A 15,675-nucleotide genomic window follows, 5' to 3' on the forward strand; every position below is an offset into this window, starting at 1 on the left:
ATACACAGAGTAGCCATCGAATGCAGAAAGTGACGACGTCGCTTGAATGCGGTACTCAATGAGCCCCGTCGGGAACCATCCCGACGGGGCTTCTGGACGGAGCAGGCTATGACGCGGGGCGGCGTCCGGCACGGCAGCGACGTACTCGGGCTCCCCGCTCCGGAGCACCGGGAACAATTACTCTCCGGCGGCTGCCGAAGGCTAGGACCCGCCGTCGTCGTCGGTGCCGGTGCGGCCTGTTGTCCTGAGTGGAGGGCCGGTCAGGCCGGTGGGGGGAAGCGGACGGCGAGCAGGGCCCGGTCGTCGGGGAATGCCGCCTCGGGCTGGTGGTGCAGGAACCGGTCGCACAGCTCGGCGATGTCCAGGCCACTGGTGGTGCGGGCGCAGACGGTCAGCCGTTGCATTCCTACGGCGAGGTCTTCGCGACGGCGCTCGATCAGCCCGTCGGTGTACAGCAGCAGGGTGTCGTTCTCGGCCACGATGGTGTCGGCCTGTCGGTAGCCGATGTTCCGGACGGGTCCGAGAGGTGGTGAGACGGCGCGGTCGAGGTAGGCGCTGGTGCCGTCGGCGTGAATGAGCAGTGGCGGCGGATGGCCGGCCCTGGCGTAGGTCAGGGCGCGGGTGCGGCGGTCGAAGACCAGGTAGCAGGCGGTGGCCATGCGCTCCGGGTGGTAGCGGCCCAGGAAGGTGTTGAGTTCGTCCAGGACAGCGGCGGGGTCGGTACCGCAGCGCGGCACGATGTTGCGCAGCGCGGCGGTGATCTGTGCCATGACGGTCGCTTCGTGCAGTCCGTGGCCGGCGACGTCGCCGATGCTCAGGCCGATGTGATCGGCGTCCACGTCGTAGACGTCGTACCAGTCGCCGCCGACCGAGAGCAGGTCGCTCCCCGGGGCGTAGCAGGTGGCCGTCTCCAGACCGGGCAGGTGTGGCAGCTGGGGCAGCAGGCTGAGCTGCAGGCGTTCGGCGACCCGGTGCTCGTGCTCGTGCAGCCCGGCCCGGCGCAGGGCCTGGGCGATCTGCTGGGCCACAGCAGTCACATGCTCGGGAGCCGTAGAGCTGTGTACGCCGTAGACGATCAGCATGCCCAGCTGGACACCGTCCGCCTCCAACGACAGCGCGAGCGGAACCGCATCCGCGGCTTCACACGGAAGCGAGCCGTCTGCGGAAGACGGCCGGTCCAGGTCGGTCCAGCCCCCCGCGTCAGCCGGAAGACCGTTGTCCTCCGGCTGCAAGGGCGGCACCAGCCGCGCCGAATGCAGATAGAGCTCCGCCGAGGTGGCCCCCAGGGCGGCCGGCGCCACCTCGCTGACGACACGGGAAACCTGCGCGAGGGTGATCGCACCGGCCAGGGCGGCGGTCAGGTCGTACAGGTGCTGCAACTGCGCACGGGTGGCCCGTTCAGCGGCCAGCAACCGCGCCCGGTCCACTTCGGTGGCTCGGCGGAAGGCAACCTCCCGGTTCAGCGCCTCCACCTGCTGGCTGAGCACGACGAACTGGTCGGACGTCCCCGCCTCGACGAGATGCAGCTGTATGGCCGGCTGCGGGCCGTCCCACCATGTCGCCCGCGCCCCGTGACAGCGAAACCGCCGCATGCGGCCGTCAGCGTCCTTGATGACCATCGCGCCCGGCACGGGGCTGCCGCTGCGCAGCCATACAGCCAGCTGCTGACGCAGCCACGGTGTGTCGTCGGGCCGTAGATCGAACACGCTGGCGCCCGGGCGCAGCCGGTCGTCACAGCGGCAGGCCGCCGGGTTGGCGGCCAGCACACGGCCGTCGGCCCCGCACAGCAGCACCGGATGGGGCAGCGGTCTGGTGATGGCCCGGAAGAGGCCAAGGGTCATGGAGCCACAGCCGGGTCGCCGAAGTACTCACGGCCGCTCACCGTCTCGACATCCACGTCGGGGACCAGGTGCACCACCACGCGGCAGCCCGCGTCACCGCGCGCGATGGTCTCCTCCAGCTCCACCCGCGCGTAGCCCAGGTTGCGGGCGGCGATGGTGCCGAAGACGTTGGACGTCATCATGCACATCGACTCCCGGCCCACCACCTTCTCCGCGAACGGGCACACCCGGTTGCCCAGCACGATCTTCGTCTCGTCGTGCTCGATGACGTAGAAGTCACCGTTGATGCGGCGCTTGAGATCCACGAGTGCCTCGGCGACCTGCTCACCCGTGAGCCGGTCGGCTCCCACCGCCTTGAGGTACATCTCGTCGATCTGCGTGCCGACGGCCTGCCCCACCAGGCTGACGTAGCCGGACGCCTCCTCCAGACCGATCACCGACTCCAGCGACGTCGCCAACTCACGCACCAACGTCCGCAGGAACACATCACGGTCCAGTGGAATCTCCACATCCGAAACCTGTCCCATGCCGGCTCCCTCGCCCTCAGGCCACGGCGGTAGCGCGACCGGCGTGGCCTCATTTCCCATGACGGGACCTGATTCTGCCAGCGTCCCCCAGCCCGCCACCACCAACCCTGTCCCTATGCCGACGGATGACCCTTCACAGAATCTGACGGCCCCCCGGCCGACACAGATGGTTCACCAGGTAGCCAGGGGTAACCCGACAGATGGCTGCCATCGGCTGCGCACCGCCTGTCGGCGGCGGCGTTGGGCCACCCCGCTGGAGGAAGCTCGTGAGAGGCGAACCAATCATCTCATCCTGTGAATCGCGTTTCCCTGCGGTCACGGCGAGCATCGCAGCCGGCCGGCACTGGGTCGGCGACTGTGTGGAAGGTTTCGGCGGGCCGCTGCGTCGGCACCCGGTGATCCAGACCGCCGAACTGCTCGTCTCGGAACTGATCACCAACGCCATCCGCCACGGCGCCGGTCCACCCCTGATCCGAGTCACCTGGAACGGCCGGCTGCTGCGCATCGCGGTCAGCGATCACGGCGACCGCCAGCCCCGCATACGCGCCACCCCGAACACCGAGCCCGGCGGCTTCGGCATGCAGCTCCTCGAACGACTCGCCCTACGCTGGGGCGTCATCCCACGCCACCCCGGCAAAACGGTCTGGGCGGAACTCAGCATCGAGTCCTGAGCCCGCCCCTTCCAGGCGCGGACGCCACTACCGGAGGACTCCGACGGAGCGGGTCCCCTGACCCGCCACAGCTCGCCTCACCGGTAGCCATGCTGACCCCGCCGGGCCCTGTGGCCTGGTTTTCCAGGTCGAAGGTCAAGATGCGATCAGGAACCCTCTCAGGGATAAGAGGCGCGGACCACAGTTCGCGCCGGACGTGAGAGGACTGCAGAGAGGACTGCAGGCGGCATTCCGTCTCTTGGCCAGGCTGGGCGTCCTCGGTGCCTGGCCGGGTATCCTGTCAACTGATCGATAGGGGGCCGCCGTGCGGCCCAGCCCGGGGAACTGGGGGAAGAGCGTGGATGTCCCACCTGGCGTGGGCGGGTCCCCCGACGCGCCGCCACGTGGCGCGGTACTGCAGATCAATCCGTTGCCTGACAGTTCCGGGCTGGGGGCGATTGGGGAGATCAGCATGAACACACGGACCGTTTGGCAGCAGGCGCTGAAGCAATTGGTCGAGCGGCCCACGGGCGTGCTGCATGTGGATCTGTCCCGGGTGAGGTTCGTCGATGTGGCCGGTGTGACAGACCTGGCGGTCACCGCCCAGTGTCTCCCCGAAGGGCAGCGGATCGTGCTTCACCGGCCTCCGGCGCAGCTGCCCCACATCCTTGAGCTTTTCTGGCCCGGGCTCGCCGCGATCGAGGTGGCTGCGTGATGAGCACAGCCACCTCGCACGAGCCGTTCGTTCACCCGGCGCTCTTCTACCGCGGCACGGACCAGTACATCGCGGGGACGGTTCCCTTCCTGAGAGAAGGGCTGGACGCCGGTGAGCCCGCAGCCGTCGCCGCCCCGCCGGATCGCCTGGAGCTGATCCGCGTGGGGCTGGGTGAGCGAGCGGCGGAGGTGCGCTTCATCGACATGACCCAGGCCGGCCGCAACCCCGGCCGTATCATCCCCAGCGTGCTGCGCAAGTTCGCCGACGCCCACACGGGAGCCCGCCGGGTGCGCATCATCGGCGAGCCGATCTGGCAGGGTCGTTCCGCCGTCGAGTACCCGGCGTGCGTCCAGCACGAGGCGCTGATCAACGCCGCTTTCACCGGGCGCGGGGTGACCATCCTGTGCCCCTACGACGCCGACCGGCTGGAGAAGCAGGCCCTCAGTGACGCCCTGGCGACCCACCCGGTCGTCATCGACGCCGGTGGCGAAACGCGATCCACCGCCTACAGCCCCGAGCAGATCATCGCCCGCTACAACGAGCCCCTGCTCGCCCCACTCGGCGCCGCGGCCTGCCCTTTCGCCGCGCAGACACTGCCCGACGCTCGCGACTTCGCAGTGTCCCAGGCGCGGTCTCTGGGCGTGTCCGGCGTGAGCCTGGGAGATCTGGAACTCGTGGTGGCGGAGCTGACCACCAACAGCGTCGTCCACGGCGCCGGCTCGGGGACACTGCGGATCTGGCCCGAGAGCGGCCGGATCGTCTGCGAGGTCCACGACGGCGGACAACTGACCGATCCCCTGGCCGGCCGCCGCCCGCCGAATCCCAGGCAGCCCGGTGGCCGTGGACTCCTACTCGTCCACCAACTCGCCGACCTCGTCCGTGTCCACACCGGCCCTGACGGCACCACCATTCGCTGCTACCTCCCTGCCTGACCAGGGCAACGGGACGGCCCCGCTCACTCTCATGGGGGCCGCCCTCATTTCCGTCCCCGGACGGTGGGGTCGCTGAGGAACGGGGCGGGCGAGGTGTCGGTCGGGCGAGAGTGGGTGGACGAGGCTATGGCCGCTACCGAGCGTCTGGTCTTGGGACGACTCGTCGGCTGCGCGCTCCCCGGTGGACGGCAGAAGAGGCGCGTGGGCTCGGGCTAAGCCTCGGCTCAGGAGACGGGCGGGACGTTGATCTCGATGGACTCTTCCGCCTGCGACAGATCGAATCCCGTCCGGTGGCGGGAGACGGCACGATCCGGTCCGCTGACGGGCATGGGTCGCTTGTGATCACTCCCGGGTACCGACGATTAGGCGGCGTATGCGTTCTCAAGCAACCCGGTCGGCTGCGCTCCGGTAGCCGGCCGACCGATGTCCCATGTGCCGCTGCCCTACTCAGCTTCGCTCGAGCCCAGCCGCCCCTTTGCCCAGCCCGCCTCTCACGCGAACACCGGGGCCGATTCGTACGCAGGACGGGTGTAATTGCAGGATGAAGGGGTAAACGCTGCGGCGTCGGCCGTTTGTGCAGGCGGTAGCGGTTGGCTCGACCTTTGAGAGGGAACGATATGGCGCTCATGAGCATTCCGGCAGCGGACACGCAGACGGGCGAGCTGCCGGAGGTCGCCCACCCCTCCCGGGTGGCGCCCAAGGACGCCCGCGAACTCTCGAGGCTGTTCTTCGACCAGCTGGCGGTCCTGGAGGAGGGCACGCCCGAGTACAGCTACGCCCGCAGCACGCTGATCGAGATGAACATGTCCCTGGTGCGCTATGCGGCCGGCCGTTTTCGCAGCCGGGGTGCGGAGGAGATGGAGGACATCGTTCAGGTCGGCATGATCGGCCTGATCAAGGCGATCGACCGGTTTGAACTGACGCGCGAGGTGGAGTTCACCTCCTTCGCGATCCCCTACATCGTGGGTGAGATCAAGCGGTTCTTCCGCGACACCACTTGGGCTGTGCACGTGCCGCGCCGGTTGCAGGAGGCCCGCGTCCAGCTCGCCCGCGCCACCGAGGAGCTGCGCAGCCGGCTCGGCCGCACGCCCACGGTCAAAGAACTGTCGGAGCTGATGAGCCTGCCCGAGGAAGAGGTGAGGGAGGCCCGACTGGCCGCCAATGGCTACAACTCCTCCTCCCTGGACGCCGCGATCGGCGGCAGCGAAGACGGCGAAGCCGCCCTGCAGGACTTCATCGGTGCCGAAGACCAGGCGCTGGAACTGGTCGAGGACTTCCACACCCTGGCCCCGCTGATCGCCGAACTCGACGAGCGGGACCGCCAGATCATCCACATGAGGTTCGTCGAGGAACTCACCCAGGCCCAGATCGGCGAGCACCTCGGCGTCTCCCAGATGCACGTCTCCCGGCTCCTGTCACGCACCCTTGCCCGCCTGCGCGAAGGCATGCTCACCCACCGCTGAGCGCACATGCAGTCCGAGGCCCGTGCCGCCGGGCTCGACCGTGTCAAGGTCGTGTCGCATCTTCCAGCCGAGGACTTCTACCAAAGCGTCGGTGCGGTGCGGATCGGGACCTCGTTCGCGAACCCGCCCGCCGTGCCGTGGGACCGTCCCGAATTGGAGTTTCGCATTCCCTTCGGAATGACGCGGTGTGCCGGTTCGCTGGGCACCGGCTTCTCCTGCATGGTGGCCGTCATGCAGGAGCCGCTGGACGCCGTCCGCTCCGTGTGTGCCGTCGTCTCTGCCCTGGCGTGGTGATCGCCTGCGCCAGCGGCCTCTCCGGGCGACTCCCTCACCCCCGGCACTCCCAGGGCCATCGAAATCGCGTACCCCTCAGCTCGCATTTGTCTTCGAATGTCCCGCCCGCATGAGGAGCGAGGCGGGGGTGCTGCTGGCGGTCAGGGTTGCACTTTGTGAGACCGCTCTTCCTGAAACGCAGCACTCCAAGTGGATCAATATCTGTGCTCGCGAAGTGAGGCTTTGGCGGACCGTGTAGTGAGAGATTTTGCCGCACTGAGTAGAGCGGAATTGCGTAATGTGCACGGGCCGTTCCAGTGTGCTACTGTCGATCTCAGTTGCAGTTGTGGTTCCCGAGACTTCAAGTGCCCCATCCGGTTCTGTCGGTTGGGAGCGCTCTTGTATTTCCGGTCATTTCCGGGCGGGGTAATCATCGCGGCGACACGGCCTCCGCGCAGTGCGGATTCCGATGTACTGCCCCAAAGGAGATATGACATGGCTGCTGGTACCGTGAAGTGGTTCAACGCGGAAAAGGGCTTCGGCTTCATCGAGCAGGACGGTGGCGGCGCTGACGTGTTCGCCCACTACTCCAACATTGCCGCGCAGGGCTTCCGTGAGCTGCTCGAAGGTCAGAAGGTAACCTTCGACATCGCGCAGGGCCAGAAGGGCCCGACGGCCGAGAACATCGTTCCGGCCTGACGCTGACGCATATTTTGTAGCTGGGGCCCGCATCCTTCGGGGTGCGGGCCCCAGCTGCACGCATCTCCCGCAGCGGTTTCACCCGCGGGACGACGAATCCGCAGTCTCACCCCGCGCCGCTCCTCCGTGAGTGATGCAGGAGCGTCCTGAAGAGCTGCGCCGCAGCCGATGCCCGGATCTTACGTCCCCATCGCGTCCCCCCATTTCAGCACCTGTGCTCCCGGATATTTCCGCCGGCCCAAATCTTTTCTTTTGCCACCGGTCCATACTTGTAATTCTCCATGCCGCTCATTGCTGCGGGAATTCCTTGATATGCGCCACATCGAGGAAGGTTCCGCATGAACCGCACACGCACGAACGACCGCTTCGACCGCTCCCGTCACGGCAGTGCCGGCGCCGGAAAGGGCGGCAGTCGCATGGGCTTGCAGGCACCGCGCCGTTCCGGCGGCCCTGCCCGTTCCGGCGGTTACGGCCGCCGGCCAGCCGCAGTGCAAGGTGAGTTCGCGCTGCCCAGGACGATCACCCCCGCGCTGCCCCCCGTTGAGGGCTTCGCCGATCTCGACATGCCCGAGCACCTGCTGACCGAACTCGGCAAGCAGGGTGTGACCGCACCGTTCCCGATCCAGGGAGCGACGCTGCCGAATTCCCTGGCGGGCCGTGACGTACTGGGCCGCGGGCGCACCGGTTCCGGCAAGACCCTCGCCTTCGGCCTCGCCCTGCTCGCCCGTACCGCTGGACAGCGTGCTGAGCCCCGCCAGCCGCTGGGATTGATCCTCGTACCGACGCGTGAGTTGGCGCAGCAGGTGACCGACGCGCTCACGCCGTACGCTCGTTCCGTCAGGCTGCGGCTGGCCACGGTGGTGGGCGGGATGTCGATCGGCCGGCAGGCCGGCGCGCTGCGCGGCGGGGCCGAGGTCGTCGTCGCGACGCCCGGACGGCTCAAGGACCTCATCGACCGTGGTGACTGCAGGCTGAACCACGTGGGCATCACGGTGCTGGACGAGGCCGACCAGATGGCCGACATGGGCTTCATGCCGCAGGTCACCGCGTTGCTCGACCAGGTGCGTCCGGAGGGGCAGCGGATGCTGTTCTCCGCCACCTTGGACCGCAACGTCGACCTGCTGGTTCGCCGCTATCTGACCGACCCCGTCGTGCATTCGGTCGACCCGTCGGCAGGTGCGGTCACGACGATGGAGCACCACGTCCTGCACGTCCACGGCGCCGACAAGCACGCCGCCACGACCGAGATCGCCGCCCGCGACGGCCGCGTGATCATGTTCCTGGACACCAAGCACGCCGTCGACCGGCTGACCCAGGACCTGCTCAACAGCGGGGTACGGGCCGCCGCTCTGCACGGTGGCAAGTCGCAGCCGCAGCGCACCCGCACGCTGGCGCAGTTCAAGACGGGGCACGTCACCGTACTGGTGGCGACCAATGTCGCGGCGCGCGGCATCCACGTCGACAACCTCGACCTCGTCGTCAACGTCGATCCGCCGACCGACCACAAGGACTACCTCCACCGCGGCGGCCGTACCGCCCGCGCCGGCGAATCCGGCAGCGTCGTCACCCTCGTCACACCCAGCCAGCGCCGCGGCATGGTCCGCCTCATGTCGGACGCGGGGATCCGGCCGCAGACCACCGAGATCCGCTCGGGCGACGAGGCCCTGAGCCGGATCACCGGAGCCCAGGCCCCGTCCGGCATCCCGGTCGTCATCACCGCACCGGTGACCGAACGCCCCAAGCGCAGCGCCTCCTCCCGAGGCCGCCGCCCTTCCCGGGCGACCCGGCGCACCCCGGTACGCCAGCCCGTCCTCGAAGCGGTGGCCTAGAACCTTCGTGATCGGGAAGCCGACCCATCTCTGCAGGAGGCACCTTTTGACGCTGATTCAGATGCAGCCCCGCTCGGCGGACGCCAACCCCGTGCTCAGGACGGCGGTGGAGGTCATGGACGCGGCCGGACCGCAGGTCTGTGACGACATGAGCGTCGAGGTGGCGCTGGCCGTCATGGCCGCCGCACGCACGGGCCGACTGGTCGTCTGCGACCAGGACGACCAGCGCATCGGCCTGGTGACCCGAACCGACCTCACCGCCGTCCGCGACAGCGGCGCTCACACGGACCGCGTCCGCCTGCGCGACATCCTCGGCGACCACGGATCGTCCACCTCACCCGTGACCACGAAGGCGAAGCCGAGCACGCGATGCGCTCCCGTCGGCTCGGTGCTCTGCGAGTCGTAGACGAGCAAGGCAGCGCCACGGGCATCCTCGCCCTCTCCCGCTGAAACGCCTCGCCCCTGGTCGGACCGTTCTTCCCTTCTCCCCTGTGAGGCCACATGCGCTGCGTCATCGCCCGCTTCCCCTTCGAGCTCACCAAGGGCGGAGTACTGGAATCGATGAAGGGCATCAAGCCCGAACCGGTCACCGGAGAATCGGTGATCATCGGCCGCCGCCAGTACCCCGTCAAGCAAGTCGGCCAGGTCATCACCCGCCAGGACCGCCGTGACTTCAGCGCCGCCGAAGTCCTCCGGGCCATGACTCAGCTCGGCTTCACCTGCCGCGCCCTCCCCAAGGCCGCGCCTCTGGGCATCCCCGGCTCGCTGCAGCACGCCTCCGCGATGCTCGGCACCCCCGTGACGGTCTGACCGGGTAAGCAGGTACGAGCCGACATCTGACCAGCAGTGTGGGCCCGACCGGTACGCCGGTCGGGCCCACACTGCGTGCAGCGGGTTCCCGTCGCCGTCGCTCAGTGGTCGGAACAGCTGAAGTCGCCCCCGGTCCAGGCGCTGACGTCCTCGATCGCAACCCGGTACATCCCACCGTCTCCGGGATCCCCAGTGTGCCCTGCAGGATCCGGGCGACATGGAAGTGCAGATGCGTGGGCGGCCCCGTCCTTCTCCGCGGGGAGTCGAAGACGGCGGCGAACTCGCCCAAGCGGGCGGAATCCCTCAGCACATCCGACACCCTCTGCCTCCGCGTGGCTGCTCTCGGCGACGGGTGAAAACTGACCGCTGAACGGCGGATCAACGGTGACCCACCTCGCGATCGTCTGATCATCCTGATCTTCATTGAGGGGTCAGGAGGAGAGGGTGATTTCCGTGGAGGACTGGGCTGAGATCCGTCGGCTGCACCGGGCCGAGCAGATGCCGATCCGGGCGATCGCCCGTCACCTGGGGATCTCGAAGAACACGGTGAAACGCGCTCTGGCCACCGACCGGCCGCCGGTCTACCAGCGTCCGCTGAAGGGCTCGGCGGTGGACGCCGTCGAACCCGCCATCCGCGAGCTGCTCAAGCAGACCCCGACGATGCCCGCCACTGTGATCGCCGAGCGGATCGGCTGGGAACGTGGGCTGACTATCCTCAAAGAACGCGTACGCGAACTGCGCCCGGCCTACCTTCCCGTGGACCCGGTCTCCCGGACCGTCTACCAGCCCGGTGAGCTCGCCCAGTGTGATCTGTGGTTCCCTCCGGCCGACATCCCGCTCGGCTACGGCCAGTCGGGCAGGCCGCCGGTCCTGGTCATCGTCTCCGGCTACTCGCGTGTGATCACCGCCCGGATGCTGCCCTCCCGGCAGACCGGCGACCTGATCGACGGCCACTGGCGCCTGCTGACCGCCTGGGGGGCCGTCCCGAAGATGCTGGTCTGGGACAACGAGGCAGGTGTCGGGAAAGGCAGACTGACCAGCGAGTTCGCCGCGTTCGCTGGTCTGCTCGCCGTCAAGGTGCATCTCTGCCGCCCCCGCGACCCGGAAGCCAAGGGCCTGGTCGAGCGCGCGAACGGATACCTGGAGACCAGCTTCCTTCCCGGCCGCACGTTCACCGGCCCCGACGACTTCAACGCCCAGCTCGCGGCCTGGCTGAAGATCGCCAACAGGCGACAGCACCGGATCATCGGCACCCGGCCGGTGGACCGTTGGGAGGCCGACCGCGCCGAGATGCTGCCGATCCCGCCGGTTGCCCCGCCCAACTGGTGGCCCTCTCGCACCCGTCTCGGACGCGACCACTACGTCCGCGTCGACACCAACGACTACTCCGTCCACCCCCGCGCGATCGGCAGGACGGTGACGGTCCGTGGCGACACCGAGGAGATCACCGTGACCTGCGGCGACGATATGGTGGCCCGCCATGCCCGCTGCTGGGCCAGACATCAGTCGATCACCGACCCCGAGCACGCGGCTGCGGCCCGAACCCTGCGCGGCGAGGTGATCCACCAGCAGGCCGCCCGAGCCGCCACCGCCAGATCAGCAGTCCTGGCCCCCGACAGCCTGGGCATCGAGGTCGAGCAACGCGAGCTGGGCGCCTACGACCGCATGTTCACCCTCATCGAGGGCGGCGGCGGGAAGGAGGACACCTGATGGCCCGCCCCACTCCCGCGGCCTTGGGCGCCACGTCGGCCGGCACGGCCAAGACGAACGGCCCCGCGGCCCGCACGGGCCGGCAGACCGCCGCCGACCTGGCCTTTCTCGCCCGCGCCCTGAAGGCACCCGCCCTGCTGGACGCCGCCGAGCGCCTTGCCGAACGGGCCCGGGCCGAGTCCTGGACCCACACCGAGTACTTGGTCGCCTGCCTGCAGCGCGAGGTCTCCGCCCGTGACAGCCACGGCGGCGAGGGCCGTATCCGCGCCGCCCGCTTCCCCGCGATCAAGACCGTCGAGGAACTCGACGTCGCCCATCTGCGCGGCCTGACGCGCCAACAACTCGCCCATCTGGGAACATTGGACTTCATAGCGGCCAAGGAGAACGCCGTCTTCCTCGGCCCCCCAGGCACCGGCAAGACGCACCTGGCCACCGGACTCGCCGTGAGGGCCTGCCAGGCCGGCCACCGGGTCGCGTTCGCCACCGCCGCCCAGTGGGTCGACCGCCTGGCCGCCGCCCATCACGCCGGGCGTCTCCAGGACGAACTGGTCAAGCTCGGCCGCTACCCGCTGATCGTGATCGACGAGGTCGGCTACATCCCGTTCGAGGCCGAGGCCGCGAACCTGTTCTTCCAGCTCATCTCGAACAGATACGAAAGGGCCAGCGTGATCGTCACCTCGAACAAGCCCTTCGGACGCTGGGGAGAGACCTTCGGCGACGAGACCGTCGCAGCCGCCATGATCGACCGGCTCGTCCACCACGCCGAGGTCCACTCCCTCAAAGGCGAGTCCTACCGCATGAAAGGACGCGAACTCGGCCGCGTCCCCACCGCCACCGGCAACGACTGAGCAAGACCACCGACGACGCGAGGGTCAGAACTCAACCGCTCAAACCGGGTCACGGTTCAACCGCCGCCGACAGCTGCGAGAGCCAGTCGACCGGTGATGACAGCGCCAGCGGTGACCACGGTCAGGGACATCTGATTGCAGACGTCGACGCATGACGGCACCCGCTGCCGTGAGCCCGTGCCTTGGCGGCCCACGGTCTGCTCGAGTCGGGGGCCGTGCCGGTTCGAGCAAGCCGCCCATTCGCGGCGATGCCACCGGCTGGGGGAGCACGAGAGAGTGACCGCGGAACGAGGAAGCAGATCCTCGTCAAGGCACTGAGGTGGCAGCAGGAGCGTCGACCCGCGGATCGCGGCACCCGCGTGCACACTTCCACGAGCCGCTCCGATCATCCCGGGATCGTCGAGGGCGGCGCAGACCCTCGTGCCACGCCCGTCAACGGCCGACCTGCGGGGCGTCACGGCTGGAAACGTCCGTCCCGGTCGGTGGTGCTCTTCGCGAGACGCAGTGTTGGCCGGTGCCCGCCGACGGTAGCCGCGGCGCAGCCGGCGACGTCACGTTCAGCCCGACGTGCTGTGCGGCGGTGGGTCACTGTGAGCGCCGGACCCAGCCTCGGAGCTGCTTGAACCATCCACAGACCGGTCGAGGCGGACTACCTCGTCTTCGAGCGCGCGGAAATCTATGCCAGCCGGAGTAGACATTGGGCGGCGGCGTGGTTATGGTTTCTCTCGTAGCCGAGATCGAGCGAGGCCCGGCAGAGATGAACTGCCGGGCAGCAGTACCGCGGTTGCAATTCGCAGGACGGTGCGGTGGTGGAGTTCCGAAGTCAGAGCGGTTGCAGGACGGCGACGGGACTGACGACCGGACCGGGTGGCCCGCAGTGATCAGGGGCCGCCATGAGCAGTACCGCAGTGGCAGTGCCCGTAAGTGAAAGTTCGCAGTACCCAGCAGTGAAGTCAGTGAGCAGTACCTCGGTGAAGGCGTCGGCTGCGGGCGCGCGCACCGGGAGGTTCGGCAGTGTGGTTCTGAGCCAGAGCAGACGCAGGACGGGCGACGGGGCCGACTGCCGAAGAGTGGCGCTGTTCAAGGCCACCAGCAGTTTGCGGTACCAGCAATTCGCAGTTTCCGTCAGTGAGTAGTTGATCAAGAGGGAAGAACGGAGGAGCCGAGCGCCATCAGGATCGCCCGGGTGGAAGTCTTGGACCCGGGTACCGCAGGACATCGATAGTGAGGTGGTCTCCGGTCAAGCAACCGCGATCCCCGCGCCCCCGACAGCGTCTCGGTCGGGTCTGCGGAAACAGAGGGCCGGTGCAGTATCAGGGCCGGCAGATGGTGTAGTAGTTCCTTCGGGGCCCTGGTGCCAGTACGGCGCCAGGGCCCCTCCGCGCGTTCCACAGAGAGGTGCAATGACAGCAGACGACACGTTCGGCCGTCTCGACGACGACGATTACCCCGCCTACACCATGGGCCGGGCCGCCGAGATGCTCGGCACCACACAGGGCTTCCTCCGCGCCATCGGCGAAGCCCGCCTCATCACCCCACTCCGCTCCGCAGGCGGCCACCGCCGCTACTCCCGCTACCAACTGCGCATCGCCGCCCGCGCCCGGGAACTCGTCGATCGGGGCACCCCCATCGAGGCCGCCTGCCGGATCGTCATCCTCGAAGACCAGCTCGAGGAAGCCCAGCGCCTCAACGCCGAATACCGCCGCGCCGCCGAATCAGCGAACCCGACGGCAGCAGCATGAGATGAGCGTGCCCGTCAGCGTCGGCGGGCACCGCACGCACGGTCTCGGTGTGCGGCGTGATCTTTCCTATGGTGACGCGGCGTGTGGGCGTGTAGCGTCTGTGTCAGCTGTCGTGGTTCGGAATTCCCTCTTGCCCACGCCTCTGGTGTGGGCGTTTTGCTGTGCTGTGCCGCAGGGACCAGGGCGATCACCTCCGCCTGCCACATGGAGTGGTAGGCGTTCATCGACTGGAAGGCATGAGACATGGCAACGGGAACTGTGAAGTGGTTCAACGCGGAGAAGGGCTTCGGCTTCATCGCCCAGGACGGCGGCGGCCCGGATGTCTTCGCGCACTACTCCGCGATCAACTCCACAGGCTTTCGTGAGCTCCAGGAGGGCCAGGCCGTGACGTTCGACGTCACCCAGGGCCAGAAGGGTCCGCAGGCCGAGAACATCAACCTGGCCTGACCTCGCAGACCTGCCCGAGGGATCGCGCACGCCGCGTCAGGCGGCCGCCGCCCGTGCAGGCCCTGCCGCCCACCTGGACGAAGGCGCCTGCTCTCGGGCCGGGCCGGCTCAGGATCAGGGGCCGCGCAGCCATTGCTGCGCGGCCCCTGATCTGTGGAGGCCCGGGGCCGCTGCGACTTCGGCTTGGAACTTCTTGACCTCGGTCGCGGCAAGCGTCGTCGGGCACGGGAGCCGCATGTCCTGCGCGGCTACCGTGCAGCTTGGAGGAGCCGACGTTCAGACGCTCGTCCAGGCGTCGAGGAAGGCTTTCCGTCCAGCCGGATCGTCCGACCTGCGGTCTGCGTGCAGGACGCGCCAGGCGGTGAGCTCGAGAGCTCGGAGCCACAGTTCTCCGAGGACCTGTGTCTTGAGGTCGCGCAGATGGTCGGACTCGACGAGGGCCTGACCGATCACCTCCCCGGCCGCCAAGCGCTGGGGCGGGGTCATCTCATCGACGGCCGAGAGGACCTGCCGGGCCAGGGCGGTTCCCTCTCCTGCCAGCGAACGCAGCACCAGAGCCTTGATGTTGACGGGCAGCAGGTACGCGGTGCCCGAAGACCTCCACAGGTCCGACCAGAAGCGTTCTCCTGCTGCGGTGGGGGCAGGCAGCGCGGTCAGCAGCCCGAGGAGATGGCCGGTGGCCGCATAGCCATCGGAGTGGGCGGCTGGGACGACTGCGACGCCGGCGACCCCCTCCACATCGAGATGGGCGGCTTCGAATGGGCGGGCGCATTGGCCGGCATCGCGTTCCGGGTTCCGTGGGTCGGAGCTCCGCGCTGGCCGTACACCCCGTGTTACGTGGCCTTGGGGTGGGCGCCGGTGCGCTATCTGCTGGACTTCCTGCACACCGCGGAGCAGCCGTAGTCGTCCTGATCGTTGTCGGCGGTCTCCTCTACAGCGCGGGCGCGGTCGTCCATGCCCTGCGGCGGCCCGACCCCTCACCCCGCTGGTTCGGCTACCACGAGGTCTGCCACGGCCTGACCGTGGCAGCCTTCACCGCGCATTACATCGCCATCTCCCTGGCCACCTACTGACCGCGACAGCGTTCGGGCTCGCGCCGCTCGGCACACACGTTGCCGCGTGCTGGTCCGCGACGGGCCGGGGAGACAGCGGTCTTCAGCTGACCTCGCGGTCGGCCTGCGGCCCCGGC

General features: G+C 68.5%; 14 protein-coding genes and 4 pseudogenes. 14 read left to right on the forward strand and 4 right to left on the reverse strand.

Annotation, left to right across the window (positions count from 1 at the left end):
* Positions 1-260: 260 nt before the first annotated feature.
* Entirely contained in the window at positions 261-1,841 is a 1,581-nt protein-coding gene (locus tag ABTY98_RS35730; RefSeq protein ID WP_352225274.1) for a SpoIIE family protein phosphatase, read from the reverse strand.
* On the reverse strand, positions 1,838-2,368 hold the full coding sequence (locus ABTY98_RS35735; RefSeq protein WP_352225275.1) for a methanogen output domain 1-containing protein: 531 nt from the start codon (positions 2,366-2,368) through the stop codon (positions 1,838-1,840). The genes ABTY98_RS35730 and ABTY98_RS35735 overlap by 4 nt, the downstream gene beginning before the upstream one ends.
* 359 nt (positions 2,369-2,727) lie before the next feature.
* Between ABTY98_RS35735 and ABTY98_RS35740 the strand changes: the two genes are divergently transcribed.
* The 9 genes and pseudogenes from ABTY98_RS35740 (at position 2,728) to ABTY98_RS35780 (ending at position 9,739) form a co-directional block, all read left to right on the forward strand.
* Positions 2,728-3,039 (forward strand): ATP-binding protein, encoded by a 312-nt coding sequence (locus ABTY98_RS35740; protein WP_352225276.1) that lies wholly within the window; start codon positions 2,728-2,730, stop codon positions 3,037-3,039.
* Positions 3,040-3,394: 355 nt separating this feature from the next.
* Positions 3,395-3,733, forward strand: coding sequence for an STAS domain-containing protein (locus ABTY98_RS35745; protein WP_502994435.1), 339 nt, complete (start codon positions 3,395-3,397; stop codon positions 3,731-3,733).
* Positions 3,733-4,665, forward strand: a complete 933-nt coding sequence (locus ABTY98_RS35750; protein WP_352225278.1) for an anti-sigma factor RsbA family regulatory protein — start codon at positions 3,733-3,735, stop codon at positions 4,663-4,665. The genes ABTY98_RS35745 and ABTY98_RS35750 overlap by 1 nt, the downstream gene beginning before the upstream one ends.
* A gap of 617 nt (positions 4,666-5,282) precedes the next feature.
* Positions 5,283-6,128 carry an RNA polymerase sigma factor SigF gene (locus ABTY98_RS35755; RefSeq protein WP_352225279.1) on the forward strand — a complete coding sequence of 282 codons (846 nt, stop codon included), beginning with the start codon at positions 5,283-5,285 and terminating at the stop codon, positions 6,126-6,128.
* Positions 6,129-6,299 (forward strand): annotated as a pseudogene (locus ABTY98_RS35760) (GNAT family N-acetyltransferase); the annotation flags it as partial.
* Between the two features lie 597 nt (positions 6,300-6,896).
* Positions 6,897-7,100: a cold-shock protein gene (locus ABTY98_RS35765; RefSeq protein ID WP_023586116.1), complete on the forward strand. Its 204-nt coding sequence runs from the start codon at positions 6,897-6,899 to the stop codon at positions 7,098-7,100.
* A 338-nt stretch (positions 7,101-7,438) separates the two neighbouring features.
* Entirely contained in the window at positions 7,439-8,929 is a 1,491-nt protein-coding gene (locus ABTY98_RS35770) for a DEAD/DEAH box helicase (RefSeq protein ID WP_352225280.1), read from the forward strand.
* 46 nt (positions 8,930-8,975) lie between these two features.
* Positions 8,976-9,379 (forward strand): annotated as a pseudogene (locus tag ABTY98_RS35775) (CBS domain-containing protein).
* A gap of 51 nt (positions 9,380-9,430) precedes the next feature.
* Positions 9,431-9,739: an SCO5918 family protein gene (locus tag ABTY98_RS35780; protein WP_352225281.1), complete on the forward strand. Its 309-nt coding sequence runs from the start codon at positions 9,431-9,433 to the stop codon at positions 9,737-9,739.
* 101 nt (positions 9,740-9,840) lie between these two features.
* Here ABTY98_RS35780 and ABTY98_RS35785 read toward each other — a convergent pair.
* Positions 9,841-10,121: pseudogene (locus ABTY98_RS35785) on the reverse strand (hypothetical protein).
* 62 nt (positions 10,122-10,183) lie between these two features.
* On the opposite strand from ABTY98_RS35785, the gene istA reads away from it, so the two are divergent.
* The 4 genes from istA to ABTY98_RS35805 all read left to right on the forward strand — a co-directional run bounded on the left by istA (position 10,184) and on the right by ABTY98_RS35805 (position 14,486).
* Complete coding sequence (istA, locus tag ABTY98_RS35790) at positions 10,184-11,449, forward strand: IS21 family transposase (protein WP_352225282.1); 1,266 nt, start codon at positions 10,184-10,186, stop codon at positions 11,447-11,449.
* Positions 11,449-12,297, forward strand: coding sequence for an IS21-like element helper ATPase IstB (gene istB / locus ABTY98_RS35795; protein ID WP_352225283.1), 849 nt, complete (start codon positions 11,449-11,451; stop codon positions 12,295-12,297). Before istA ends, istB begins: the two co-directional genes overlap by 1 nt.
* Before the next feature lie 1,403 nt (positions 12,298-13,700).
* A complete protein-coding gene (locus ABTY98_RS35800; protein ID WP_352225284.1) occupies positions 13,701-14,039 on the forward strand; it encodes a MerR family transcriptional regulator in 339 nt (112 codons plus the stop codon).
* 243 nt (positions 14,040-14,282) lie between these two features.
* Entirely contained in the window at positions 14,283-14,486 is a 204-nt protein-coding gene (locus ABTY98_RS35805) for a cold-shock protein (RefSeq protein WP_030052720.1), read from the forward strand.
* Between the two features lie 276 nt (positions 14,487-14,762).
* Here the strand turns inward: ABTY98_RS35805 and ABTY98_RS35810 are convergent, their stop codons facing one another.
* Positions 14,763-15,224: a hypothetical protein gene (locus tag ABTY98_RS35810; protein ID WP_352225285.1), complete on the reverse strand. Its 462-nt coding sequence runs from the start codon at positions 15,222-15,224 to the stop codon at positions 14,763-14,765.
* A gap of 21 nt (positions 15,225-15,245) precedes the next feature.
* On the opposite strand from ABTY98_RS35810, the pseudogene ABTY98_RS35815 reads away from it, so the two are divergent.
* Positions 15,246-15,559 (forward strand): annotated as a pseudogene (locus tag ABTY98_RS35815) (hemolysin III family protein); the annotation flags it as partial.
* Positions 15,560-15,675 lie beyond the last annotated feature (116 nt).

The sequence above is a fragment of the Streptomyces sp. NPDC096040 genome, from assembly GCF_040303265.1.
Taxonomy (GTDB): Bacteria; Actinomycetota; Actinomycetes; order Streptomycetales; family Streptomycetaceae; genus Streptomyces.